At 66.5% G+C, this 17671-nt stretch carries 18 protein-coding genes; 6 read left to right on the plus strand and 12 right to left on the minus strand.

The features are described 5' to 3' along the window. Nucleotides 1–71: 71 nt before the first annotated feature. The 4 genes from EL288_RS06095 (at nucleotide 72) to EL288_RS06110 (ending at nucleotide 5027) form a co-directional block, all read left to right on the plus strand. Nucleotides 72–1235: an ABC transporter substrate-binding protein gene (locus EL288_RS06095; protein ID WP_003813867.1), complete on the plus strand. Its 1164-nt coding sequence runs from the start codon at nucleotides 72–74 to the stop codon at nucleotides 1233–1235. Between the two features lie 161 nt (nucleotides 1236–1396). Next, nucleotides 1397–2434, plus strand: coding sequence for a branched-chain amino acid ABC transporter permease (locus EL288_RS06100; RefSeq protein ID WP_003813866.1), 1038 nt, complete (start codon nucleotides 1397–1399; stop codon nucleotides 2432–2434). Between the two features lie 5 nt (nucleotides 2435–2439). Next, nucleotides 2440–4278 (plus strand): branched-chain amino acid ABC transporter ATP-binding protein/permease, encoded by a 1839-nt coding sequence (locus EL288_RS06105; protein ID WP_003813865.1) that lies wholly within the window; start codon nucleotides 2440–2442, stop codon nucleotides 4276–4278. Continuing rightward, a complete protein-coding gene (locus EL288_RS06110; protein WP_003813864.1) occupies nucleotides 4275–5027 on the plus strand; it encodes an ABC transporter ATP-binding protein in 753 nt (250 codons plus the stop codon). Before EL288_RS06105 ends, EL288_RS06110 begins: the two co-directional genes overlap by 4 nt. Before the next feature lie 46 nt (nucleotides 5028–5073). Here the strand turns inward: EL288_RS06110 and EL288_RS06115 are convergent, their stop codons facing one another. The 12 genes from EL288_RS06115 to fdxA form a co-directional block, all read right to left on the minus strand. Then, nucleotides 5074–5913, minus strand: a complete 840-nt coding sequence (locus EL288_RS06115) for a branched-chain amino acid aminotransferase (RefSeq protein WP_003813863.1) — start codon at nucleotides 5911–5913, stop codon at nucleotides 5074–5076. Nucleotides 5914–5944: 31 nt separating this feature from the next. After that, the gene (locus EL288_RS06120) at nucleotides 5945–6943 is read right to left on the minus strand and encodes an ABC transporter substrate-binding protein (RefSeq protein ID WP_003813862.1); all 999 of its coding nucleotides are present in this window, start codon (nucleotides 6941–6943) and stop codon (nucleotides 5945–5947) included. A 95-nt stretch (nucleotides 6944–7038) separates the two neighbouring features. After that, nucleotides 7039–8019, minus strand: coding sequence for a branched-chain amino acid ABC transporter permease (locus EL288_RS06125; RefSeq protein ID WP_003813861.1), 981 nt, complete (start codon nucleotides 8017–8019; stop codon nucleotides 7039–7041). Continuing rightward, the gene (locus EL288_RS06130; RefSeq protein WP_003813860.1) at nucleotides 8016–8903 is read right to left on the minus strand and encodes a branched-chain amino acid ABC transporter permease; all 888 of its coding nucleotides are present in this window, start codon (nucleotides 8901–8903) and stop codon (nucleotides 8016–8018) included. The genes EL288_RS06125 and EL288_RS06130 overlap by 4 nt, the downstream gene beginning before the upstream one ends. Before the next feature lie 91 nt (nucleotides 8904–8994). Beyond that, on the minus strand, nucleotides 8995–10209 hold the full coding sequence (locus EL288_RS06135) for an ABC transporter substrate-binding protein (RefSeq protein ID WP_004566398.1): 1215 nt from the start codon (nucleotides 10207–10209) through the stop codon (nucleotides 8995–8997). 58 nt (nucleotides 10210–10267) lie between these two features. Continuing rightward, nucleotides 10268–10978 carry an ABC transporter ATP-binding protein gene (locus EL288_RS06140; RefSeq protein WP_003813858.1) on the minus strand — a complete coding sequence of 237 codons (711 nt, stop codon included), beginning with the start codon at nucleotides 10976–10978 and terminating at the stop codon, nucleotides 10268–10270. After that, on the minus strand, nucleotides 10975–11748 hold the full coding sequence (locus tag EL288_RS06145) for an ABC transporter ATP-binding protein (RefSeq protein WP_003813857.1): 774 nt from the start codon (nucleotides 11746–11748) through the stop codon (nucleotides 10975–10977). The genes EL288_RS06140 and EL288_RS06145 overlap by 4 nt, the downstream gene beginning before the upstream one ends. 258 nt (nucleotides 11749–12006) lie before the next feature. Beyond that, a complete protein-coding gene (gene nth, locus EL288_RS06150; protein ID WP_003813856.1) occupies nucleotides 12007–12642 on the minus strand; it encodes an endonuclease III in 636 nt (211 codons plus the stop codon). Then, a complete protein-coding gene (rsxB, locus tag EL288_RS06155) occupies nucleotides 12639–13280 on the minus strand; it encodes an electron transport complex subunit RsxB (protein ID WP_010926953.1) in 642 nt (213 codons plus the stop codon). Before rsxB ends, nth begins: the two co-directional genes overlap by 4 nt. Before the next feature lie 57 nt (nucleotides 13281–13337). Then, complete coding sequence (locus EL288_RS06160; protein ID WP_003813854.1) at nucleotides 13338–14564, minus strand: polyhydroxyalkanoate depolymerase; 1227 nt, start codon at nucleotides 14562–14564, stop codon at nucleotides 13338–13340. A gap of 144 nt (nucleotides 14565–14708) precedes the next feature. Further along, entirely contained in the window at nucleotides 14709–15506 is a 798-nt protein-coding gene (locus tag EL288_RS06165; RefSeq protein WP_003813853.1) for a ferredoxin--NADP reductase, read from the minus strand. A gap of 45 nt (nucleotides 15507–15551) precedes the next feature. Continuing rightward, nucleotides 15552–15875, minus strand: a complete 324-nt coding sequence (gene fdxA / locus EL288_RS06170; RefSeq protein WP_010931551.1) for a ferredoxin FdxA — start codon at nucleotides 15873–15875, stop codon at nucleotides 15552–15554. A gap of 166 nt (nucleotides 15876–16041) precedes the next feature. Between fdxA and pncB the strand changes: the two genes are divergently transcribed. Together pncB and EL288_RS06180 are read left to right on the plus strand one after the other, a co-directional pair. Further along, nucleotides 16042–17217, plus strand: coding sequence for a nicotinate phosphoribosyltransferase (gene pncB, locus EL288_RS06175; protein ID WP_033459649.1), 1176 nt, complete (start codon nucleotides 16042–16044; stop codon nucleotides 17215–17217). Nucleotides 17218–17268: 51 nt separating this feature from the next. Further along, nucleotides 17269–17619, plus strand: a complete 351-nt coding sequence (locus EL288_RS06180) for a RidA family protein (protein ID WP_003813850.1) — start codon at nucleotides 17269–17271, stop codon at nucleotides 17617–17619. Nucleotides 17620–17671 lie beyond the last annotated feature (52 nt).

Below are 17671 nucleotides of genomic sequence, written 5' to 3' on the forward strand. Positions count from 1 at the left end.
CTGTATAACTTTAATCAGGCTTGCCGCGCTCCATCCCGGGCGCGCCGGCAGGTCCACACAGGAGACAAAACATGCGCAAGCATTTCGGCTTGTCCGCGGTCGCGGCCGCTGTTGCCCTCAGCCTGCCGCTGATCGCCAGCGCCCAGGTCAAGGTCGGCGTGACGATCGCCGCCACCGGCCCGGCCGCCTCGCTCGGCATCCCCGAGCGCAATACGGTGGCCCTGCTGCCCAAGGAAGTCGACGGCACCAAGATCGAATGGATCGTGCTCGACGACGCCACCGATACGACGCAAGCCGTGAAGAACTCGCGCAAGCTGGCTTCGGAAGACAAGGTCGACGTGCTGGTGGGCACCTCGATCACCCCGGGCTCGCTGGCCATGGTGGACGTGGCCGCCGAAGCCAAGGTGCCGATGATCAGCGTGGCCGCCAGCGCCAAGATCGTCGAGCCGGTGGACGACAAGCGCCGCTGGGTCTTCAAGACGCCGCAGAACGACGCCCTGATGGCCAGCGCCCTGGCCGACGCCATGGTCAAGGCCAAGATCAAGACCCTGGGCTTCATCGGCTTCGCCGACGCCTACGGCGACGGCTGGCTGGCCGTGATGCAGGCCGCGGCCAAGGCCAAGGGCATCGAGATCACCGCCGTCGAGAAGTACGGCCGTACCGATACCAGCGTGACCGGCCAGGTGCTCAAGCTGGTGGGCGCCAAGCCCGACGCGATCCTGATCGCCGGCGCCGGCACGCCGTCGGCCCTGCCCCAGAAGGAGCTGCGCGCGCGCAACTACGGCGGCGTGATCTACCAGACCCACGGCGCCGCCAACAATGACGTGCTGCGCGTGTGCGGCAAGGATTGCGACGGCATGCTGCTGCCGGCCGGCCCGCTGCTGGTCGCCGCGCAACTGCCCGACAGCAACCCGGTCAAGCAATCGGCGCTGGCCTACACCCAGGCCTATGAAAAGACGCATGGCGCCGGCTCGACCAACACCTTCGGCGGCCATATGTGGGATGCCGGCCAGCTGATCGTGGCCGCGCTGCCGACGGCCCTGAAGTCGGGCGCCAAGCCGGGCACGCCGGAGTTCCGCGCGGCCATGCGCGACGCCCTCGAAGGCATCAAGAACCTGCCCGCTTCGCAGGGCGTGTTCAACATGAGCGCCACGGACCATGCCGGCTTCGACGAACGCTCGCGAGTGATGGTCAAGGTCGAAGGCGGCAAGTGGGTTTACCAGCCCGATCTGTAAACCGCTGTCGGCATCAAGGGACGCGCCGCGCGGCGACGCCTGACCGGCGTGGCGGTGCGTTCTCCTGCTTCACCTCGCACCGGCCTGAGGGCCGGTGCGTCGTATGCGCCGTGTCCCGGGTGGGGTCGGGGCACCTGAAATCCCCATAAGGTAGTGGTTCGATGGACTCTTCAATTGCGCTGATCCTGCTGCAAGACGGTGTGGTCAACGGCGCCATTTATGCCCTGCTGGGCATGGCGCTGGTACTGGTTTTCGCCGTCACGCGGGTCATTTTCATTCCGCAGGGCGAGTTCGTCGCCTTCGGCGCCCTGACACTGGCCATGCTGGTCGACGGCCGCGTGCCGGGCACCGCCTACCTGCTGCCCCTGCTGGGCGGCGTGTGCCTGCTGCTGGAGCTGGTGCGCGCGCTGCGCACCGGCGCGTGGGGCGCCATGCCCAAGGTGCTGGCCGGCTGCGTGGCGCTGCCCCTGGCGCTGCTGTGGCTGACCGACAGCTATGCGGCGCAGGGCACCTCGCTGTGGCTGAACATGCTGCTGACCCTGGCCCTGGTGATCCCGATGGGGCCGATGGTCTACCGCATCGTCTACCAGCCGCTGGCCGAGGCCACGGTGCTGGTGCTGCTGATCGTGTCGGTCGCCGTGCACTTCGCGTTGATGGGGCTGGCGCTGGTGTTCTTCGGCGCCGAGGGCTGGCGTACGCCGGCATTCGTCAGCGGGCAGGTCGATCTCGGGTTCTCGACCTGGTCGGCGCAAAGCCTGTTCGTGGTGGCCACCTGCGCGCTGCTGATCGTGGCGCTGTGGCTGTTCTTCGGCAAGACGCTGTACGGCCGCGCGCTGCGGGCCACCGCCGTGAACCGGCGCGGCGCGCGCCTGGTGGGCATCAGCACCACCATGTCGGGCAGCCTGACATTCACCCTGGCGGTGTCCATCGGCGCCATGTCGGGCATGCTGATCGCGCCCATCACCACCGTGTATTACGACACCGGCTTCCTGATCGGCCTGAAGGGCTTCGTGGGCGCCATCATCGGCGGCCTGGTGAGCTACCCGGTGGCCGCGGCCGGCGCACTGCTGGTCGGCATCCTGGAGGCCTTCTCGTCGTTCTGGGCCAGTTCGTACAAAGAAGTCATCGTGTTCACCCTGATTATCCCGGTTCTGGTCTGGCGTTCGTTCAGCAGCCGTCATGTGGACGAAGAGGAATAAGCGCCATGAACCGCTTCCTGCTTATCGCATTCATCGTCGTGCTGGCCGGCCTGCCGCTGCTGTCGGCCACGCCCGAATTCTGGATCACGCAGCTCAACTACATCGGCCTGGCCGCCATGGTGGCGCTGGGGCTGGTGCTGCTGACCGGCGTGGGCGGCCTGACCTCGTTCGGCCAGGCGGCCTTCGTGGGCCTGGGCGCCTACACCACGGCGCTGCTCACCACGCAATACGACATCTCGCCGTGGCTGGCGCTGCCGGTGGGCCTGCTGGTGACGGCCGTGGTGGCGTTCCTGCTGGGGCTGATCACGCTGCGGCTGTCGGGGCATTATCTGCCGCTGGGCACCATTGCCTGGGGACTCTCGCTGTATTACCTGTTCGGCAACCTGGATTGGCTCGGCAAGCATGACGGCATCGCCGGCATCGAGCCCATCAGCCTGTTCGGCTGGTCGCTGGCCAGCGGACGCCATATTTACTACCTGATCTGGGTGTTCGTGCTGCTGGCGCTGTGGGCCACGCGCAACCTGCTCGATTCGCGTCCGGGCCGCGCCATCCGCGCCCTGAAGAGCGGCGCCGGCATGGCCGAGTCGATGGGGGTCAATACCGGCATCTACAAAATCGTCATCTTCGTGTGGGCGGCGCTGCTGGCCTGCCTGTCGGGCTGGCTGTACGCCCACATGCAGCGTGCGGTCAGCCCCAGTCCGTTCGGCCTGAACTACGGCATCGAATACCTCTTCATGGCCGTGGTCGGCGGCGCCGGCCATGTCTGGGGGGCGCTGCTGGGCTCGGCGGTCATCCTGGGAATCAAGGACCAGCTGCAGAACATCCTGCCCAAGCTGATCGATACCAACGCCAACTTCGAACTGATCTTCTTCGGCGTGCTGATGATCCTGGTGCTGCAGTACGCCAGCAATGGCCTGTGGCCCATTCTGTCGGGCTGGTGGGAGCGCGTCACCGGCGCGGCCGGCTCGCGGCGCAACATGGCGCCGCCGCCGCAAGCGCCGGCGCTGCCGCACCGCGCCCGGCCGCAGGCCGGCGAGCTGGTGCTGGAAGTCGATAGCATCCGCAAGGAGTTCGGCGGCCTGGTGGCGGTCAACGACATTACGTTCAAGGTGCGCGCCGGCGAAATCATGGGCCTGATCGGCCCCAACGGCGCCGGCAAGAGCACGACCTTCAACCTGATCAGCGGCGTGCTGCCGGCCACGCGCGGCCAGGTGCGCTTCCTGGGCGATCGCATCGACGGCCGCTCGGCGCGCGAGATCGCCAAGCGCGGCGTGGGCCGCACCTTCCAGCACGTGCAGCTGCTGCCGACCATGTCGGTGCTGGAAAACGTGGCCCTGGGGGCGCACATGCGTTCGGACGTGGGCGTGCTGTCGGGCGCCTTGCACAGCGAGCGCGCCCGCGAGGCCCAGCTGCTGCACGAAGCCGCGCAGCAGCTGCAGCGCGTCGGGCTGGGCGACTATCTGTACGAGCAGGCGGGCAACCTGGCGCTGGGCCAGCAGCGCATCCTGGAAATCGCCCGCGCGCTGGCGTGCGATCCGGTGCTGCTGCTGCTCGACGAGCCGGCCGCCGGCCTGCGCTACAAGGAAAAGCAGGAACTGGCCAAGGTGCTGGAACAGCTGCGCGCCGAGGGGCTGAGCATCCTGCTGGTGGAACACGACATGGACTTTGTGATGCGACTGACCAATCACCTGGTGGTCATGGATTTCGGCACCAAGCTGGCCGAGGGCGTGCCCGCCGATGTGCAGAAGAACCCGGCGGTGCTGGAGGCCTATCTGGGCGGTATCGACGACGATCTTCCCGACGCCGGCCAGGGCGCGCCGGCAGCCGCCGGAGGTGCGCAATGAGCCAGGCGCCCATTCTCGAGGTACGCCAGCTGTCGGCCCGCTATGGCAAGGTCGGCGCGTTGAGCGGGGCCGACCTGCAGGTGCCGGCCGGCAGCATCGTGACGGTGATCGGCGCCAACGGCGCCGGCAAGTCGACCATGCTCAACGCGGTCATGGGCGCGCTGCCGCAGACCGGCCACGCCGCCGGGCAGGTGCAGTACGCCGGCGCCGACGTATCGGGCTGGCAGGTCGAGCGCCGCGTCGCGGCCGGCATGTCGCTGGTGCCCGAGCGGCGCGAGCTGTTCGGCAGCATGTCGGTCGAGGACAATCTGCTGCTGGGCGGTTTCCGGCGCTACCGCGCCCGGGAAAGCGGCTGGCGCGATACGCTGCAGGAAGTGTTCGATCTGTTTCCGCGCTTGCGCGAGCGGCGCTCGCAGCAGGCCGGCACCCTGTCCGGCGGCGAGCGCCAGATGCTGGCCGTGGGCCGCGCCCTGATGGCCAAGCCGCGCCTGCTGATGCTCGACGAGCCCAGCCTCGGGCTGGCGCCGCGCATCGTGCGCGAGATTTTCCATATCATCGCGCGGCTGCGCGAAACCGGCGTGGCGATCCTGCTGGTCGAGCAGAACGCCCGCGCCGCCTTGCAGGTCGCCGATTACGGCTACGTGCTGGAAACCGGTGAAATCGTGCTGCACGGCCCGGCGCGCGAACTGGCCGGCAATCCGCGCGTCATCGAGAGCTACCTGGGCCTGGGCAAGGGCGCCCAGGACTGAACGCTGGCGGCGCGGCGCCAGGCCGCGCCGCCAGCGTGCGCGCGGGTCAGCGCCCGCCCGCCGCGTAGTCCATGTACAGCCGGTAGGCGTGCCGCGCCAGCGGCCCGTACGACAGGCTGCGCGCTTCCACCCGGTTGACGTGCACGACCTTGCCGTAGTTGCCGGTAGAAAACACCTCGTCCGCTTCTTCGACGTCGGCGCGGGTCAGGGCGCGCTCGTCCACGGTCACCCCATCGGCGCGCAGCAGCGCCAGCACGCGCTGGCGCGTAATGCCGTTGAGGAACGTGCCGTTGTCGACCGGCGTGGCGATCCGGCCGTTGCGCGCGATCCACAGGTTGCTGGTGGCGAATTCCGCGACATGGCCCGCGCCATCGAGCATGATGGCGTTGTCGAAGCCCTTGAGGTTGGCCTCGCGGATGGCGCGCTGGCCATTGGGGTACAGGCACGACGCCTTGGCGTCGGTGGGCGCCATGTTGGGCCAGGAACGCGCGAAGCTGGAGAAGCAGGCCGAGAAGCCTTGTTCGCCGGGCAGGGGCACCTTGAATACGTGCAGCACGAACTGCGTCTGCTCGGCGTCGGGCAGCAGGAAGCCGTCGGCGCAGAAGAACATCGGCTTGATGTAGAGCTCGCTGCCGGCGGGGAACCTGGCCACCGCTTCCAGGCATAGTTCCTGGATGCGTTGCCACGGCAACGCCGGCTTCATCAGCATCTTCTCAGCCGAGCGCACCACGCGCTGGCAATGCAGGTCGAGGTCGGGCGTCAGGCCGGCGAAAGCGCGCGCGCCGTCGAACACCATGCTGGCCATCCAGAATGCGTGGTCGGACGGGCCGAGCAGCTTGGGATTCTCGGTCAGCCATTGGCCGTCGTACCAGTAAAGGGCTTCCATACCGCGGTCTTCCTTGGTGATCGGGGTGCGCCTACAGCGCCGCCTGGACGCGCTGCGCGACATCGGCGGGCACCCATTTTTTCCAGACGTCGCCGTATTGTCGCAGGAAGTACAGCGCGGCATCGTCGGCTTCGGCCTTCTCGTTTTCCAGCCAGCCCAGCGTGGCGCCGATGGCCTCGTCGGGGACGGTCAAGGCCTCGAAGAAGCGGTGCAGGGCGGGCGCCTGGCGGGCGAAATCGGCGTTCAGGCCGGTGACCACCGGATTGGGCTTGAACTCGGTGGGCACGGGCTTGGCGCACCTGGGATCGGTCATGCAGGTGTAGGCGGCCTGGTCGAACGCCGGCAATTGCAGCTTGACCAGGTCCAGGGCGCCGACCAGCGCCGTGGGCGTCCAGTAGTAGAAGACGATATCGCGCTTGCGCTTGTAGGCCGACATGATGGCGGCCTTCTGCGCGGCGCCCGAGCCCGGCGCGAACAGGTTGTAGTCGTGCTCCAGCTGCAGCGCCTTGAGCAGGTTCTCGTTCAGCGTGCCGCAGGCCCAGCCCGCCGGGCATCCGTAGATGCGGCCCTTGGCGGGATCTTCCGGATCGGTGAAGGTGCTCTTGTAGCGTTGCAGGTCGGCGGCCCGCCTGAGGTCGGGGTGGCGTTCGACGGTATAGCGCGGCACGTACCAGCCTTCGCCCGCCGTGAACACATGGCCGACGCCCAGCACCTTGCCCGAAGCCAGGGCTTTTTTCCAGGCGCCTTCGATCTGTCCCGGCCAGACTTCCGGCGTGACGTCGACATCGCCGCGCTGCAGCGCCGCCAGCATGGGCAGGGTTTCGCCGATCTCCATCGCGGTCTTGCAGCCATAGCCCTTTTCGAGGATGAAGCGCTGGATGCCGACCATGACCAGGTTGGACTCCCAGTTCAGGCCGCTGAAGCGCACCGGCCGGTCGATTTCACAAGCGCTGGCCGAAGGGGCGCAGGTCAGGGCGGCGACGCTGGCCAGGGCGGCCAGCGCCACGCGGACAAAACGCGGGGCGTGCATGAGCGGTACCTCGAAGTGGGGACGCGGTCCGTCGGACCGGCGCCAGACCCGTTCGATTCTACGGCGTCACGGGCCGGCCTGCCCAGCAGCCGCGCTCAGGTGCGCGCCTGCCGGCGCTCGCGCAGCGCGACCAGTTCGCCCACGATGCCGCGCCGGAATGCCATCACGCACACCACGAAGATCAGCCCGATGACGATGGTGACCGATTCGCCCAGGCGCAGGAACCAGTCCAGGCCGGTCAGGCGCGTGAGCATCTGGCCGAAGTCCCCGACCTTGTTCTCCAGCAGCACGACGATGAAGGCGCCCAGGATAGGGCCGGTCAGCGTGCCCAGGCCGCCGATCAGGGTCATGAGGATGACCAGCCCGGACATTTGCCAGGTTGCGTCCGACAGCGTGGCCGAGACGAATACCAGCGTCTTGGTGGCGCCGGCCAGGCCGGCGATGGCGGCCGACAGCACGAAGGCGACCAGCTTGAAGCGATCGACGTCATAGCCCAGCGAGATGGCGCGCGGCTCGTTCTCGCGCAGCCCCTTGAGCACCTGGCCGAACGGCGAGTGCACGGTGCGCCAGATCACGAAATAGCCCAGCGCGAAGATGCCCATGACCACGTAGTACAGGTTCAGGTCGTTGCGCAGGTCTATGGTGCCCAGCAGCGTGCCGCGCGGCACGCCCTGCAGGCCATCCTCGCCGCCGGTGAAATGGGCCTGCAGGAAGAAGAAGAACACCATCTGGGCCAGGGCCAGGGTGATCATGGCGAAGTAGATGCCGCTGCGGCGTATGGCCAGCGCGCCCATGGCCAGCCCCAGCAGGGCCGCCACCGCGACTCCGAAGGCCAGGCCCAGCTCGGTCGGCAGGCCCCATACCTTCAGCGCGTGGCCGGCCGCGTAGGCGGCGCTGCCCAGGAAGGCGGCGTGGCCGAACGACAGCAGCCCGGTATAGCCCAGCAGCAGGTTGAAGGCGCAGGCGAACAGCGCGTAGCACATGACCTTCATGGCGAAGATCGGATACACGCCCACGTACGGCAGGATGCCGACGATGATGGCGAATGCGGCGTAGCCCAGGAGTTGTCGATTCATTTCTCTTTCCCGAACAGGCCGGCGGGGCGCAGCAGCAGCACGATGGCCATGATGATGAACACGACGGTGTTGGACGCTTCGGGCCAGAACACCTTGGTCAGGCCCTCGATGACGCCCAGCCCCAGGCCGGTCACGATGGCGCCCATGATCGATCCCATGCCGCCGATCACCACGACGGCGAACACCACGATGATGAGGTTGGAGCCCATCAGTGGGGAAATCTGCAGCACCGGCGCGGCCAGCACGCCGGCGAAGCCGGCCAGCGCGACGCCGAAGCCGTAGGTCAGCGTGATCATGCGCGGCACGTTGACGCCGAAGGCTTCCACCAGCCGCGGATTCTCGGTGCCGGCGCGCAGCAGCGCGCCCAGGCGGGTGCGTTCGATGACGAACCAGGTTGCCAGGCACACGGTGATCGAGGCCACGACGACCCAGGCGCGGTAGTTCGGCAGCACCATGAACCCCAGGTTGGTGGCGCCGCGCAGCGCTTCCGGCGTGGGGTACGGCTGGCCGGATACGCCGTAGAAACTGCGAAACAAGCCTTCGATGAGCAGCGTCAGGCCGAAGGTCAGCAGCAGGCCGTACAGATGGTCCAGCTTGTACAGGTGCCGCAGCAGCAGTTTCTCGATCAGGATGCCGAACAGGCCGACCACCAGCGGGGCGAGGATCAGCATGATCCAGTAGTTGAGCCCCAGGTAGGACAGCCCCATCCAGGCTACGAAGGCGCCCAGCATGTACAGGGCGCCATGGGCGAAGTTGATGACGTTCAACAGACCGAAAATCACGGCCAGCCCCAGCGAGAGCATGGCATAGAACGAGCCGTTGACCAGCCCCAGCAGCAACTGCCCCAACAGTGCCTGAATGGGTATGCCGAATAGATCTGTCATCTGTTATGAGTCCTGCGCGTACGGGTAGACGTGTCCGGTCGCGACACGGCCTTGCCGGATGAGCAAGGCCGTGTCGCGTTCCTTCAGGATGTTATTTCTTGAGCAGCGGGCAGGTCGACTCGGACAGCTTGGTGTAGACCTCGTCGCCCGGCAGCGTGGCCACCACGTTGTAGTAGTCCCACGGGCCCTTGGATTCTTCCTTGGACTTGACCTTCATCAGGTACATGTCGTGGATCATGCGGCCGTCCTCGCGCACGTAGCCGCCCTGGGCGAAGAAGTCGTTGATCTTGTTCGACTTCATCCACTTCATGGTGGCGTCGCCGTCGTCCGAGCCCGTGGCCTTCACGGCGTTCAGGTAGAACATGGCGGCGGAGTAGTCGCCCGCCTGCAGCATGGACGGCTTGCGGCCGATCTTGTCCTCGAACTTCTTGGCCCAGGCGCGCGAGGCGTCGCTCTGGTCCCAGTACCAGCCGTCGGTCAGGTACATGCCCTTGGTGGCGTCCAGGCCCAGCGAGTGGATGTCGTTGATGAAGACCAGCAGGCCGGCCATTTTCATGGTCGCCGTCACGCCGAATTCGTTGGCGGCCTTGATCGAGTTGATGGTGTCGCCGCCGGCGTTGGCCAGGCCCAGGATCTGTGCGCCCGAAGCCTGCGCCTGCAGCAGGAACGACGAGAAATCGGAGGCGCCCAGCGGCGCGCGCACCTGGCCCTTGACCTCGCCGCCGGAGGCCTTGACGACGTTGGCGGTGTCGCGCTCCAGCGCATGGCCGAACGCGTAGTCGGCGGTCAGGAAGAACCAGGTCTTGCCGCCGTCCTTCACCACCGCCGAGCCGGTGCCGCGCGCCAGCGCGACGGTGTCGTAGGCATAGTGGATGGTGTAGGGCGAGCACTGGGCATTGGTCAGATCGGAGGCCCCGGCGCCCACGGCGAGGAACGGCTTCTTCTTCTCGGCCGCCACCTGCGCGATGGCCAGGCTGGTCGACGAGTTGGTGCCGCCGATGATCATGTCGACCTTCTGCTGGTCGATCCATTCGCGCGTGCGGGCCGAGGCAATGTCGGCCTTGTTCTGGTGATCGGCCGACACCAGTTCTATCTTTTTGCCATTGATGGCGCCGCCGGCGTCTTCGATGGCCATGCGGATCGCTTCCACGCCCGCCTTGCCGTCGATGTCCGAGTAGACCCCGGACATGTCGGTAATGAAGCCGATGCGGATGACATCATCGGAGATGCCTTGGGCCTGGGCGGGTAGCCCGGCGAATCCCAGGCCAGCCACGGCCAGTGCAACAGTGATTTTGTGCAGCTTCATGGGATGACTCCTCTTCCTGTGTGGGGTGCCGTGATACGGCGGGTGACAGGCTGGTTTTCTACACGCCCAGCAGTTCGTTGAGCGTGCCCTGTTTCCGTGACAGTTCGGCGGCTTCGAAGTGTTCGACGATCTGGCCGTGCTCCATGACGTAGAAGCGGTCGGCCAGCGGCGCGGCGAAGTGGAAATTCTGTTCCACCATGACGATGGTATAGCCGCGCTCCTTGAGCGCCATGATCATGCGCGCCAGGGCTTGCACGATCACCGGCGCCAGGCCTTCGGAAATCTCGTCGAGCAGCAGGAGGTTCGCGCCGGTGCGCAGAATGCGCGCCACCGCCAGCATCTGCTGTTCGCCGCCCGACAGGCGGGTGCCGGGAGAGTTGCGGCGTTCATGCAGGTTGGGGAACATGTCGTAGATTTCGGTCAGCGACATGCCGCCGCCCAGCGCGCCGACCGGCGGCGGCAGCAGCAGGTTCTCCTCGCACGAGAGGCTGGCGAAGATGCCCCGTTCCTCCGGGCAATAGCCCACGCCCAGGTGCGCGATCTTGTAGGTGGGCAGCTCGATCGATTCGGTGCCATGGATGCGCACCGATCCCTGGCGCGCGCCGGTCAGTCCGAGGATGGCCCGCAGCGTGGTGGTGCGGCCGGCGCCGTTGCGGCCGAGCAGCGTGACCACTTCGCCCTGGCCGACCTGCATGTCCACGCCGTGCAGGATATGCGATTCCCCGTACCAGGCCTGCAGGCCCGCGATCTCGAGAGCGGGGATACTCATGCGTGCGCTCCTTGCAGTTCGCCGTTGGTGGTGCCCATGTATGCCTGCATCACGGCGGGATGGCGCGAGACCTCGGCGTAGGGGCCTTCGGCCAGCACCGCGCCGCGCGCCAGTACCGTGATCGTGTCGGCGATCGAGGACACCACGTTCATGTTGTGCTCGACCATCAGGATGGTGCGGCCCGCGCTGACACGCTTGATCAATTGCGTCACGCGGGCGACGTCCTCGTGGCCCATGCCCTGGGTGGGTTCGTCCAGCAGCATCAGCTCGGGCTCCATCGCCAGCGTGGTGGCGATCTCCAGCGCGCGCTTGCGGCCGTAAGGCAGGTTGATCGTCAGCTCATGGGCGAAGGAGGCCAGGTCGACCTCCTCGAGCAGGCGCAGCGCGGGCTGGTTCAGCGTCGCCAGCTGCCGCTCGCTGCGCCAGAACTGGAACGACAGCCCGGTCTTGCGCTGCAGGCCCAGGCGCACGTTTTCCAGTACGGTCAGGCGCGGGAACACCGCCGAGATCTGGAACGAACGGATGATGCCGCGCCGCGCGATCTGGGCCGGCCGCTCGCGGGTGATGTCGCGGCCGTTGAAAACGATGGTGCCGGAGGTGGGCGCCAGGAATTTGGTCAGCAGGTTGAAGCAGGTGGTCTTGCCGGCGCCGTTGGGACCGATCAGCGCGTGGATCTGGCCGCGCTTGACACGCAGATCGACCCCGTTGACCGCGACAAAGCCGCGGAACTCCTTGGTCAGGCCTTTTGTCTCCAGGATCGTGTCATCCATTGCGCCGCATCCGCTTTGGTTTTTTTTAAGAGTTGCGGCGAGTATGCGGACCCGGTTATCAAATTGCCATGAGGGTTTTTCATAGGTTTTGCGCTGCCGCATGCTCGATTGTCAAGCAGCCGACAAACAGCAGTAAGAAATCCGTCAAAACGCTTCAGAAACCAGGGTTTCCACGGTGTTTCCCACGATGGCGCAGGGGTTATCCGCGGGCGGCCGGGCGTCGTGCACAGCAGCAAGCGGCGGCCTGGCGCGCGGCGTTCAGGCCTTGGTTTTCAGCTTGTATTCGCACAGGTCCGAGATGCCGCACTGCGGGCATTTGGGCTTGCGCGCCACGCACACGTAGCGGCCATGCAGGATGAGCCAATGATGGGCATCCAGCAGGTACTCGCGCGGCACCACTTTCTCCAGCTTGCGCTCGACCTCCAGCACGTTCTTGCCGGGGGCGATGCCGGTGCGGTTGGAGACGCGGAAGATGTGCGTGTCGACCGCGATGGTGGCCTCGCCGAAGGCGGTGTTGAGCACCACGTTGGCGGTCTTGCGGCCCACGCCGGGCAGGGCCTCCAGCGCTTCGCGGCTTTGCGGCACTTCGCCGCCGTGGCGCTCGAGCAGGAGACGACAGGTGGCGATGGCGTTCTTGGCCTTGGTGCGGTACAGGCCGATGGTCTTGATGTACTCGGCCAGCCCTTCCTCGCCCAGTTCCAGCATGGCCTGCGGCGTGCCATGGCGCGGGAAGAATTTGCGCGTGGCCAGGTTGACCGACTTGTCGGTCGCCTGGGCCGACAGCAGCACCGCGATCAGCAACTGGAACGGCGTCTCGTATTCGAGCTCGGTGGTGGGTTTGGGATTGGCGGCTTGCAGGCGGGCGAAGATTTCGCGGCGTTTGACGGCGTTCATGGGCGCTGGGCTGAGCGGCGGGCGCGGGCGCGGGCCAGCGCCGCCTCGATGGTGGAACGTTTGCGGGCGGCATCCTCGGCGCTTTCGGTCGCGGCGGGCTGGGGCGCCGGCTCGGCGGTCGCGGCCATCAGCCGTTCGTTGGCGGCCGTTTCGCGCCGCACCCGGGCCTGGCGTTGCTGGTGGCGCTGGCGCGCGGCTTGCGCGTCGGCCTCGGACCACACGCGCGCGGCCGGGCGCATGTCGATGCAGTCGACCGGGCAAGGCGCCACGCACAGGTCGCAACCCGTGCACCAGTCGGCCAGCACCGTATGCATGCGCTTGTTGGCGCCGACGATGGCATCGACCGGGCAGGCCTTTATGCACAGCGTGCAGCCGATGCAATGGGCCTCGTCGATGACCGCCACCAGCAGCGGCCCGGGTTCGCCGCGCGCGCGGTCCAGCGGCAGCGGCGGCGTGTCGAGCAGGGCGGCCAGCGCCGCGATGCCGGACTCGTCGCCGGGCGGGCAGCGGTTGATGGCCGCGGCGCCGTCGGCGATGGCCTGCGCATAGGGCCGGCAACCGTCGTAGCCGCACTTCGTGCACTGCGTCTGCGGCAGCAGGGCGTCGATGCGGTCGACCAGCGAACTACAGGAAGACATGGCGTAAAAAGCAGAAACGGGCCAGGCGGCCCGTTGCAGGGAGCGCGCGCGGCCGCATCAGGATTGGCGGATGAATGCGGCGATTTTAGGACAGATCAGTTCGCGCCAGCGCCGGCCGGAGAAAATGCCGTAATGGCCGCAGCCGACCGCGGTGTAATGGCTCTTGCGCGCGGCGGGGATGCCGCTGCACAGCTTGATGGCCGCGCGCGTCTGGCCCTGGCCGGAAATATCGTCCAGTTCGCCCTCGACGGTCAGCAGCGATGTCTTGCGGATGTCGGCGGGCCGCACGAGCTGCCCGTCGATTTCCCAGGTGCCGCCGGGCAGCCGGAACTCCTGGAACACCGTGCGGATCGTGTCCAGGTAGAACTCGGCCGGCATGTCGAGCACGGCGTTGTACTCGTCGTAGAAGCGGCGGTGCGCCTCGGCATCGCCGTCATCGCCGCGCAGCAGGTCGAGGTAGAAGTCGTAGTGCGACTTCAGGTGGCGGTCGGGATTCATGGCCATGAACCCGGCATGCTGCAGGAAGCCGGGGTACACGCGCCGGCCCGCGCCGGGATAGGGCGCAGGCACCGCATGGATCAGTTGGCTCTCGAACCAGGCATACGGCTTGGTGGTGGCCAGGCGGTTGACCTGGGTGGGCGACTCGCGCGGATCGATCGGCCCGCCCATCATCACCATGCTGCGCGGCTGGCAAGGGTCGTTGGCCGAGGCCATCAGCGATATCGCGGCCAGTACCGGCACGGTGGGCTGGCAGACCGAGATGACGTGGGTGTCCGGGCCCAGGTGGCGCAGGAATGCCTGGATGTAGCGGACGTAGTCGTCCAGATGGAACGGGCCTGCGTCCTGCGGCACCATGCGCGCATCGACCCAGTCGGTGACGTAGACGTCGTGAGCCGGCAGCAGCGCCCGCACGGTATCGCGCAACAGCGTGGCATGATGGCCCGACAGCGGGGCCACCAGCAGCACGCGTGGATCGGCGCGGCCCGCCGTGCGGCGGACATCGCGCTGGAAGTGCACCAGCCGGCAGAACGGCTTGTCGAGCACGACGGCTTCGATCACGGCGACGCGCTTGCCCTGGATCTCGGTGGCGGGCAGATTCCAGGCCGGTTTCTGGTATTCCTTGCCGATGCGGTGCACCAGCTCGCAGCCGGCGGCGAACTGGCGCGACATGGGCATATAGGCCAGCGGGCTGTACGGATGGGTGAAAAGCTGGGAACTGGCGTCGGTGAACGCCGCCAGGGGGCGCAGGAACGCCCGCTGCATTTCGTGCAATTGATACAGCATCGCGACATGACCTAATAAGACTGACGTCTTATTGTCGCCAGAAATATCAATATTTTGAATCTGTCTGTTCAGATTAAGGCTTTGGCGCGCAAATGTTGCGAAAAAGCGACCCCTCATGGCGGATTCCCCCCGCCATAGGGGGGATTACCAGTAGTTTTCGACCGCTAGATTGCCGGGTATGCCGCGCCGGCCGGGGGCGAAACCGCGTTCGCTCAGCAGCTTGCGGGCGTCGGCCAGCATGGCCGGGTTGCCGCACAGCATGATCTTGGCGCGCTGCGGGTCCAGCGGCTGGCCCGCCAGCTGTTCGAGCCGTCCGTCGGCGATCAGCGTGGTCAGGCGCGCCTGCGGCATGCCGGGCAGGGTCTCGCGCGTGGCGATCGGCAGGTAGATCAGCTTGCGCGGGTCGGCCTCGAAATAGGGGGCGAACGCGGGCTGGCTGCGCCATTGCTCGATTTCGTCGCGATAGGCCAGTTCCTCGGCGCTGCGCACCCCGTGCACGAGGATGATGCGGTCGAAGGCGCGCCAGGTGGCCGGGTCGCGCAATATGGACAGATAGGCCGACAGGCCCGTGCCGGAAGCCAGCAGCCAGAGGTCGCCGCCCGGGGCGAAGCGGTCTATGGTCAGGAAGCCGAACGGCTTCTTTTCCACATAGAGGGCGTCGCCGGGCTGCAGGCGCGCCATGCGCGGGCTGAACTGGCCTTCGGGGACCACGATGGAATAGAACTCCAGCCATGGCTCCTCGGGCGCGGAGACCATGGAGTAGGCGCGCCATACGCTGGGTTCGGCCTGCGGATCGTCGCTGTCGGGCAGGCCGACGCGGGCGAACTGGCCTGCCTGGAAGAGGAAGGCGGGGTCTCGGGTGACGCGCACCGAAAACAGTTTGCCCGGCACCCAGGTCTGGACGGCGGTGATGGTCTGGCGCGTGTACTTGGTATCGGTCATCGGCGTGGCGCGGCCGGGCCGCGCAGCGGCGGACCGGACAGAGGGTTACTTTTCCAGGTATTGCAGCTTGTCCTGCACCCCGTTCCATTGGTCGGCGTCTTCGAGCGGCTTCTTGGCCCGGCTGATGCTGGGAAACTCGGCCGACAGCTCGACGTTGAGCGCAATGAAAGGGACCTGGTCCTGCGGCACGTCTTCTTCCGCGTAAATGGCATTGGCCGGGCATTCCGGGATGCATACCGCACAGTCGATGCATTCGTCGGGGTCGATCACGAGGAAGTTCGGACCCTCTCGAAAACAGTCCACCGGGCACACATCCACGCAATCGGTGTACTTGCACTTGATACAGTTTTCGGTGACTACGTGGGTCATTCAGGAACTCCGGGTGCCGGGCGGCCGTTGCATTATTGAAGCGATTTTACCCAATGCGCGCCGGCGGGGCGACCAAGACCCTGGCGCCGGTAGTGGTGGCCGGCCCGCCGGCGCGCGGTATGCTATGGTGTGCCGAAACGTTTCGCGGCAACAGTTTCGCGCCATCATGATCATCACATCGCTGCTCGACACGGACCTGTACAAATTCAGCATGATGCAGGTCGTGCTGCATCATTTTCCGGCTGCACAGGTCGAGTACCGCTACAAGTGCCGTACTCCGGGCGTCAATCTGCGGCCCTATCTCGACGAAATACGCGCCGAGGTGCACGAGCTGTGCCAGCTGCGCTTCACCAGCGAGGAGCTGGATTATCTGCGCGGCCTGCGCTTCATCAAGAGCGATTTCGTCGACTTCCTGGGCCTGTTCCATTTGCCCGAGCGCTGCATATTCATCGGCGAGGGCGAGCAGCCCGGCGAAATATCCATCACGGTCAAGGGGCCATGGCTGCACACGATATTGTTCGAAATACCGGTGCTGGCCATCGTCAACGAAGTCTATTTTCGTAATACGCGCAGGAATCCCGATTGGGAGGAAGGCCGCAAGCGCCTGCAATCGAAGATGAACCTGGTGCTCGACGACCCCGCGCTGGCCGATTTCCGGGTCGCGGAATACGGCACCCGGCGGCGCTTCTCGAAGGTCTGGCACGAGGAAATCGTCTCGACCATGAAGGCGCGCATGGGGGTGCATTTCGCCGGCACCAGCAACGTGCTGCTGGCCATGCGGCACGGCGTGCTGCCGCTGGGCACCATGGGCCACGAGTATCTGCAGGCCTGCCAGGCGCTGGGGCCGCGGCTGCGCGACTCCCAGGTGTTCGCCCTGGAAGTCTGGGCCAAGGAATACCGCGGCGATCTCGGCATCGCCCTGTCGGACGTCTATGGCATGGATGCCTTCCTGCGCGACTTCGACATGTACTTCTGCAAACTGTTCGACGGCGCGCGCCACGATTCGGGCGATCCGTTCGTGTGGGGCGAGCGGCTGCTCGAGCACTACCGCGCCAATCGCGCGGATCCGCGCGCCAAGACCCTGGTGTTCTCGGATTCGCTGACATTTCCGCGCGCCATCGAGCTGGCGCGCCAGTTCGCCGGCCGCTGCAAGGTGTCGTTCGGCATCGGCACCAACCTGACCAACGACCTGGGCCACGAGCCCCTGCAGATCGTCATGAAGATGGTGCGCTGCAATGGGCAGCCGGTCGCCAAGGTATCGGATGCGCCCGAGAAGACGATGTGCGACGATCCCGCCTATCTGGCCTACCTGCGCCAGGTGTTCCAGCTTCCGCCGGCCTGAGGGCCGGCTTGTTTTCGCCAACCCATCCAATCAATGCATCAGGGGTGATTTATGAGCATTAAGCGCTTCAACGTGGAAAAGCGCCTGTCCGACATGGCTGTCTACAACGGCGTGGCCTACCTGGCTGGCCAGGTACCCGACGACGCCTCGCTGGACATGGCTGGCCAGACCGCACAGGTACTGGCCACCATCGACCGCCTGCTGGCCGAGGCCGGCACCGACAAGACCAAGATCCTCATGGCCCAGATCTTCGTGGCCAACATGAAGGAATTCGACGGCATGAACAAGGCCTGGGACGCGTGGGTCGCGCCAGGCAATTCGCCCCCGCGCGCCACGGTCGAGGCGCGCCTGGCCAATCCCGACTACAAAGTCGAGATCGTGGTCACCGCCGCGATCGGCTGATGGCAGGCGTGCCTGTCCCGCGGGGACAGGCACGCCTCGCCGCGGACGTCAG

The sequence above is a fragment of the Bordetella bronchiseptica genome (assembly GCF_900636925.1).
In the GTDB taxonomy this organism is placed as follows: domain Bacteria; phylum Pseudomonadota; class Gammaproteobacteria; order Burkholderiales; family Burkholderiaceae_B; genus Bordetella; species Bordetella pertussis.

Excerpts from the sequence above, each read along its gene's own strand:
- rsxB (WP_010926953.1), bottom strand. The coding sequence starts at position 13,280 with ATGTCTTCCTGTAGTTCGCTGGTCGACCGCATCGACGCCCTGCTGCCG.
- fdxA (WP_010931551.1), bottom strand. The coding sequence starts at position 15,875 with ATGACCCACGTAGTCACCGAAAACTGTATCAAGTGCAAGTACACCGAT.
- EL288_RS06140 (WP_003813858.1), bottom strand. The coding sequence starts at position 10,978 with ATGAGTATCCCCGCTCTCGAGATCGCGGGCCTGCAGGCCTGGTACGGG.
- EL288_RS06180 (WP_003813850.1), top strand. The coding sequence starts at position 17,269 with ATGAGCATTAAGCGCTTCAACGTGGAAAAGCGCCTGTCCGACATGGCT.
- EL288_RS06110 (WP_003813864.1), top strand. The coding sequence starts at position 4,275 with ATGAGCCAGGCGCCCATTCTCGAGGTACGCCAGCTGTCGGCCCGCTAT.
- EL288_RS06165 (WP_003813853.1), bottom strand. The coding sequence starts at position 15,506 with ATGACCGATACCAAGTACACGCGCCAGACCATCACCGCCGTCCAGACC.
- EL288_RS06100 (WP_003813866.1), top strand. The coding sequence starts at position 1,397 with ATGGACTCTTCAATTGCGCTGATCCTGCTGCAAGACGGTGTGGTCAAC.
- EL288_RS06120 (WP_003813862.1), bottom strand. The coding sequence starts at position 6,943 with ATGCACGCCCCGCGTTTTGTCCGCGTGGCGCTGGCCGCCCTGGCCAGC.
- EL288_RS06145 (WP_003813857.1), bottom strand. The coding sequence starts at position 11,748 with ATGGATGACACGATCCTGGAGACAAAAGGCCTGACCAAGGAGTTCCGC.
- pncB (WP_033459649.1), top strand. The coding sequence starts at position 16,042 with ATGATCATCACATCGCTGCTCGACACGGACCTGTACAAATTCAGCATG.
- EL288_RS06160 (WP_003813854.1), bottom strand. The coding sequence starts at position 14,564 with ATGCTGTATCAATTGCACGAAATGCAGCGGGCGTTCCTGCGCCCCCTG.
- nth (WP_003813856.1), bottom strand. The coding sequence starts at position 12,642 with ATGAACGCCGTCAAACGCCGCGAAATCTTCGCCCGCCTGCAAGCCGCC.
- EL288_RS06135 (WP_004566398.1), bottom strand. The coding sequence starts at position 10,209 with ATGAAGCTGCACAAAATCACTGTTGCACTGGCCGTGGCTGGCCTGGGA.
- EL288_RS06130 (WP_003813860.1), bottom strand. The coding sequence starts at position 8,903 with ATGACAGATCTATTCGGCATACCCATTCAGGCACTGTTGGGGCAGTTG.
- EL288_RS06125 (WP_003813861.1), bottom strand. The coding sequence starts at position 8,019 with ATGAATCGACAACTCCTGGGCTACGCCGCATTCGCCATCATCGTCGGC.
- EL288_RS06105 (WP_003813865.1), top strand. The coding sequence starts at position 2,440 with ATGAACCGCTTCCTGCTTATCGCATTCATCGTCGTGCTGGCCGGCCTG.
- EL288_RS06095 (WP_003813867.1), top strand. The coding sequence starts at position 72 with ATGCGCAAGCATTTCGGCTTGTCCGCGGTCGCGGCCGCTGTTGCCCTC.
- EL288_RS06115 (WP_003813863.1), bottom strand. The coding sequence starts at position 5,913 with ATGGAAGCCCTTTACTGGTACGACGGCCAATGGCTGACCGAGAATCCC.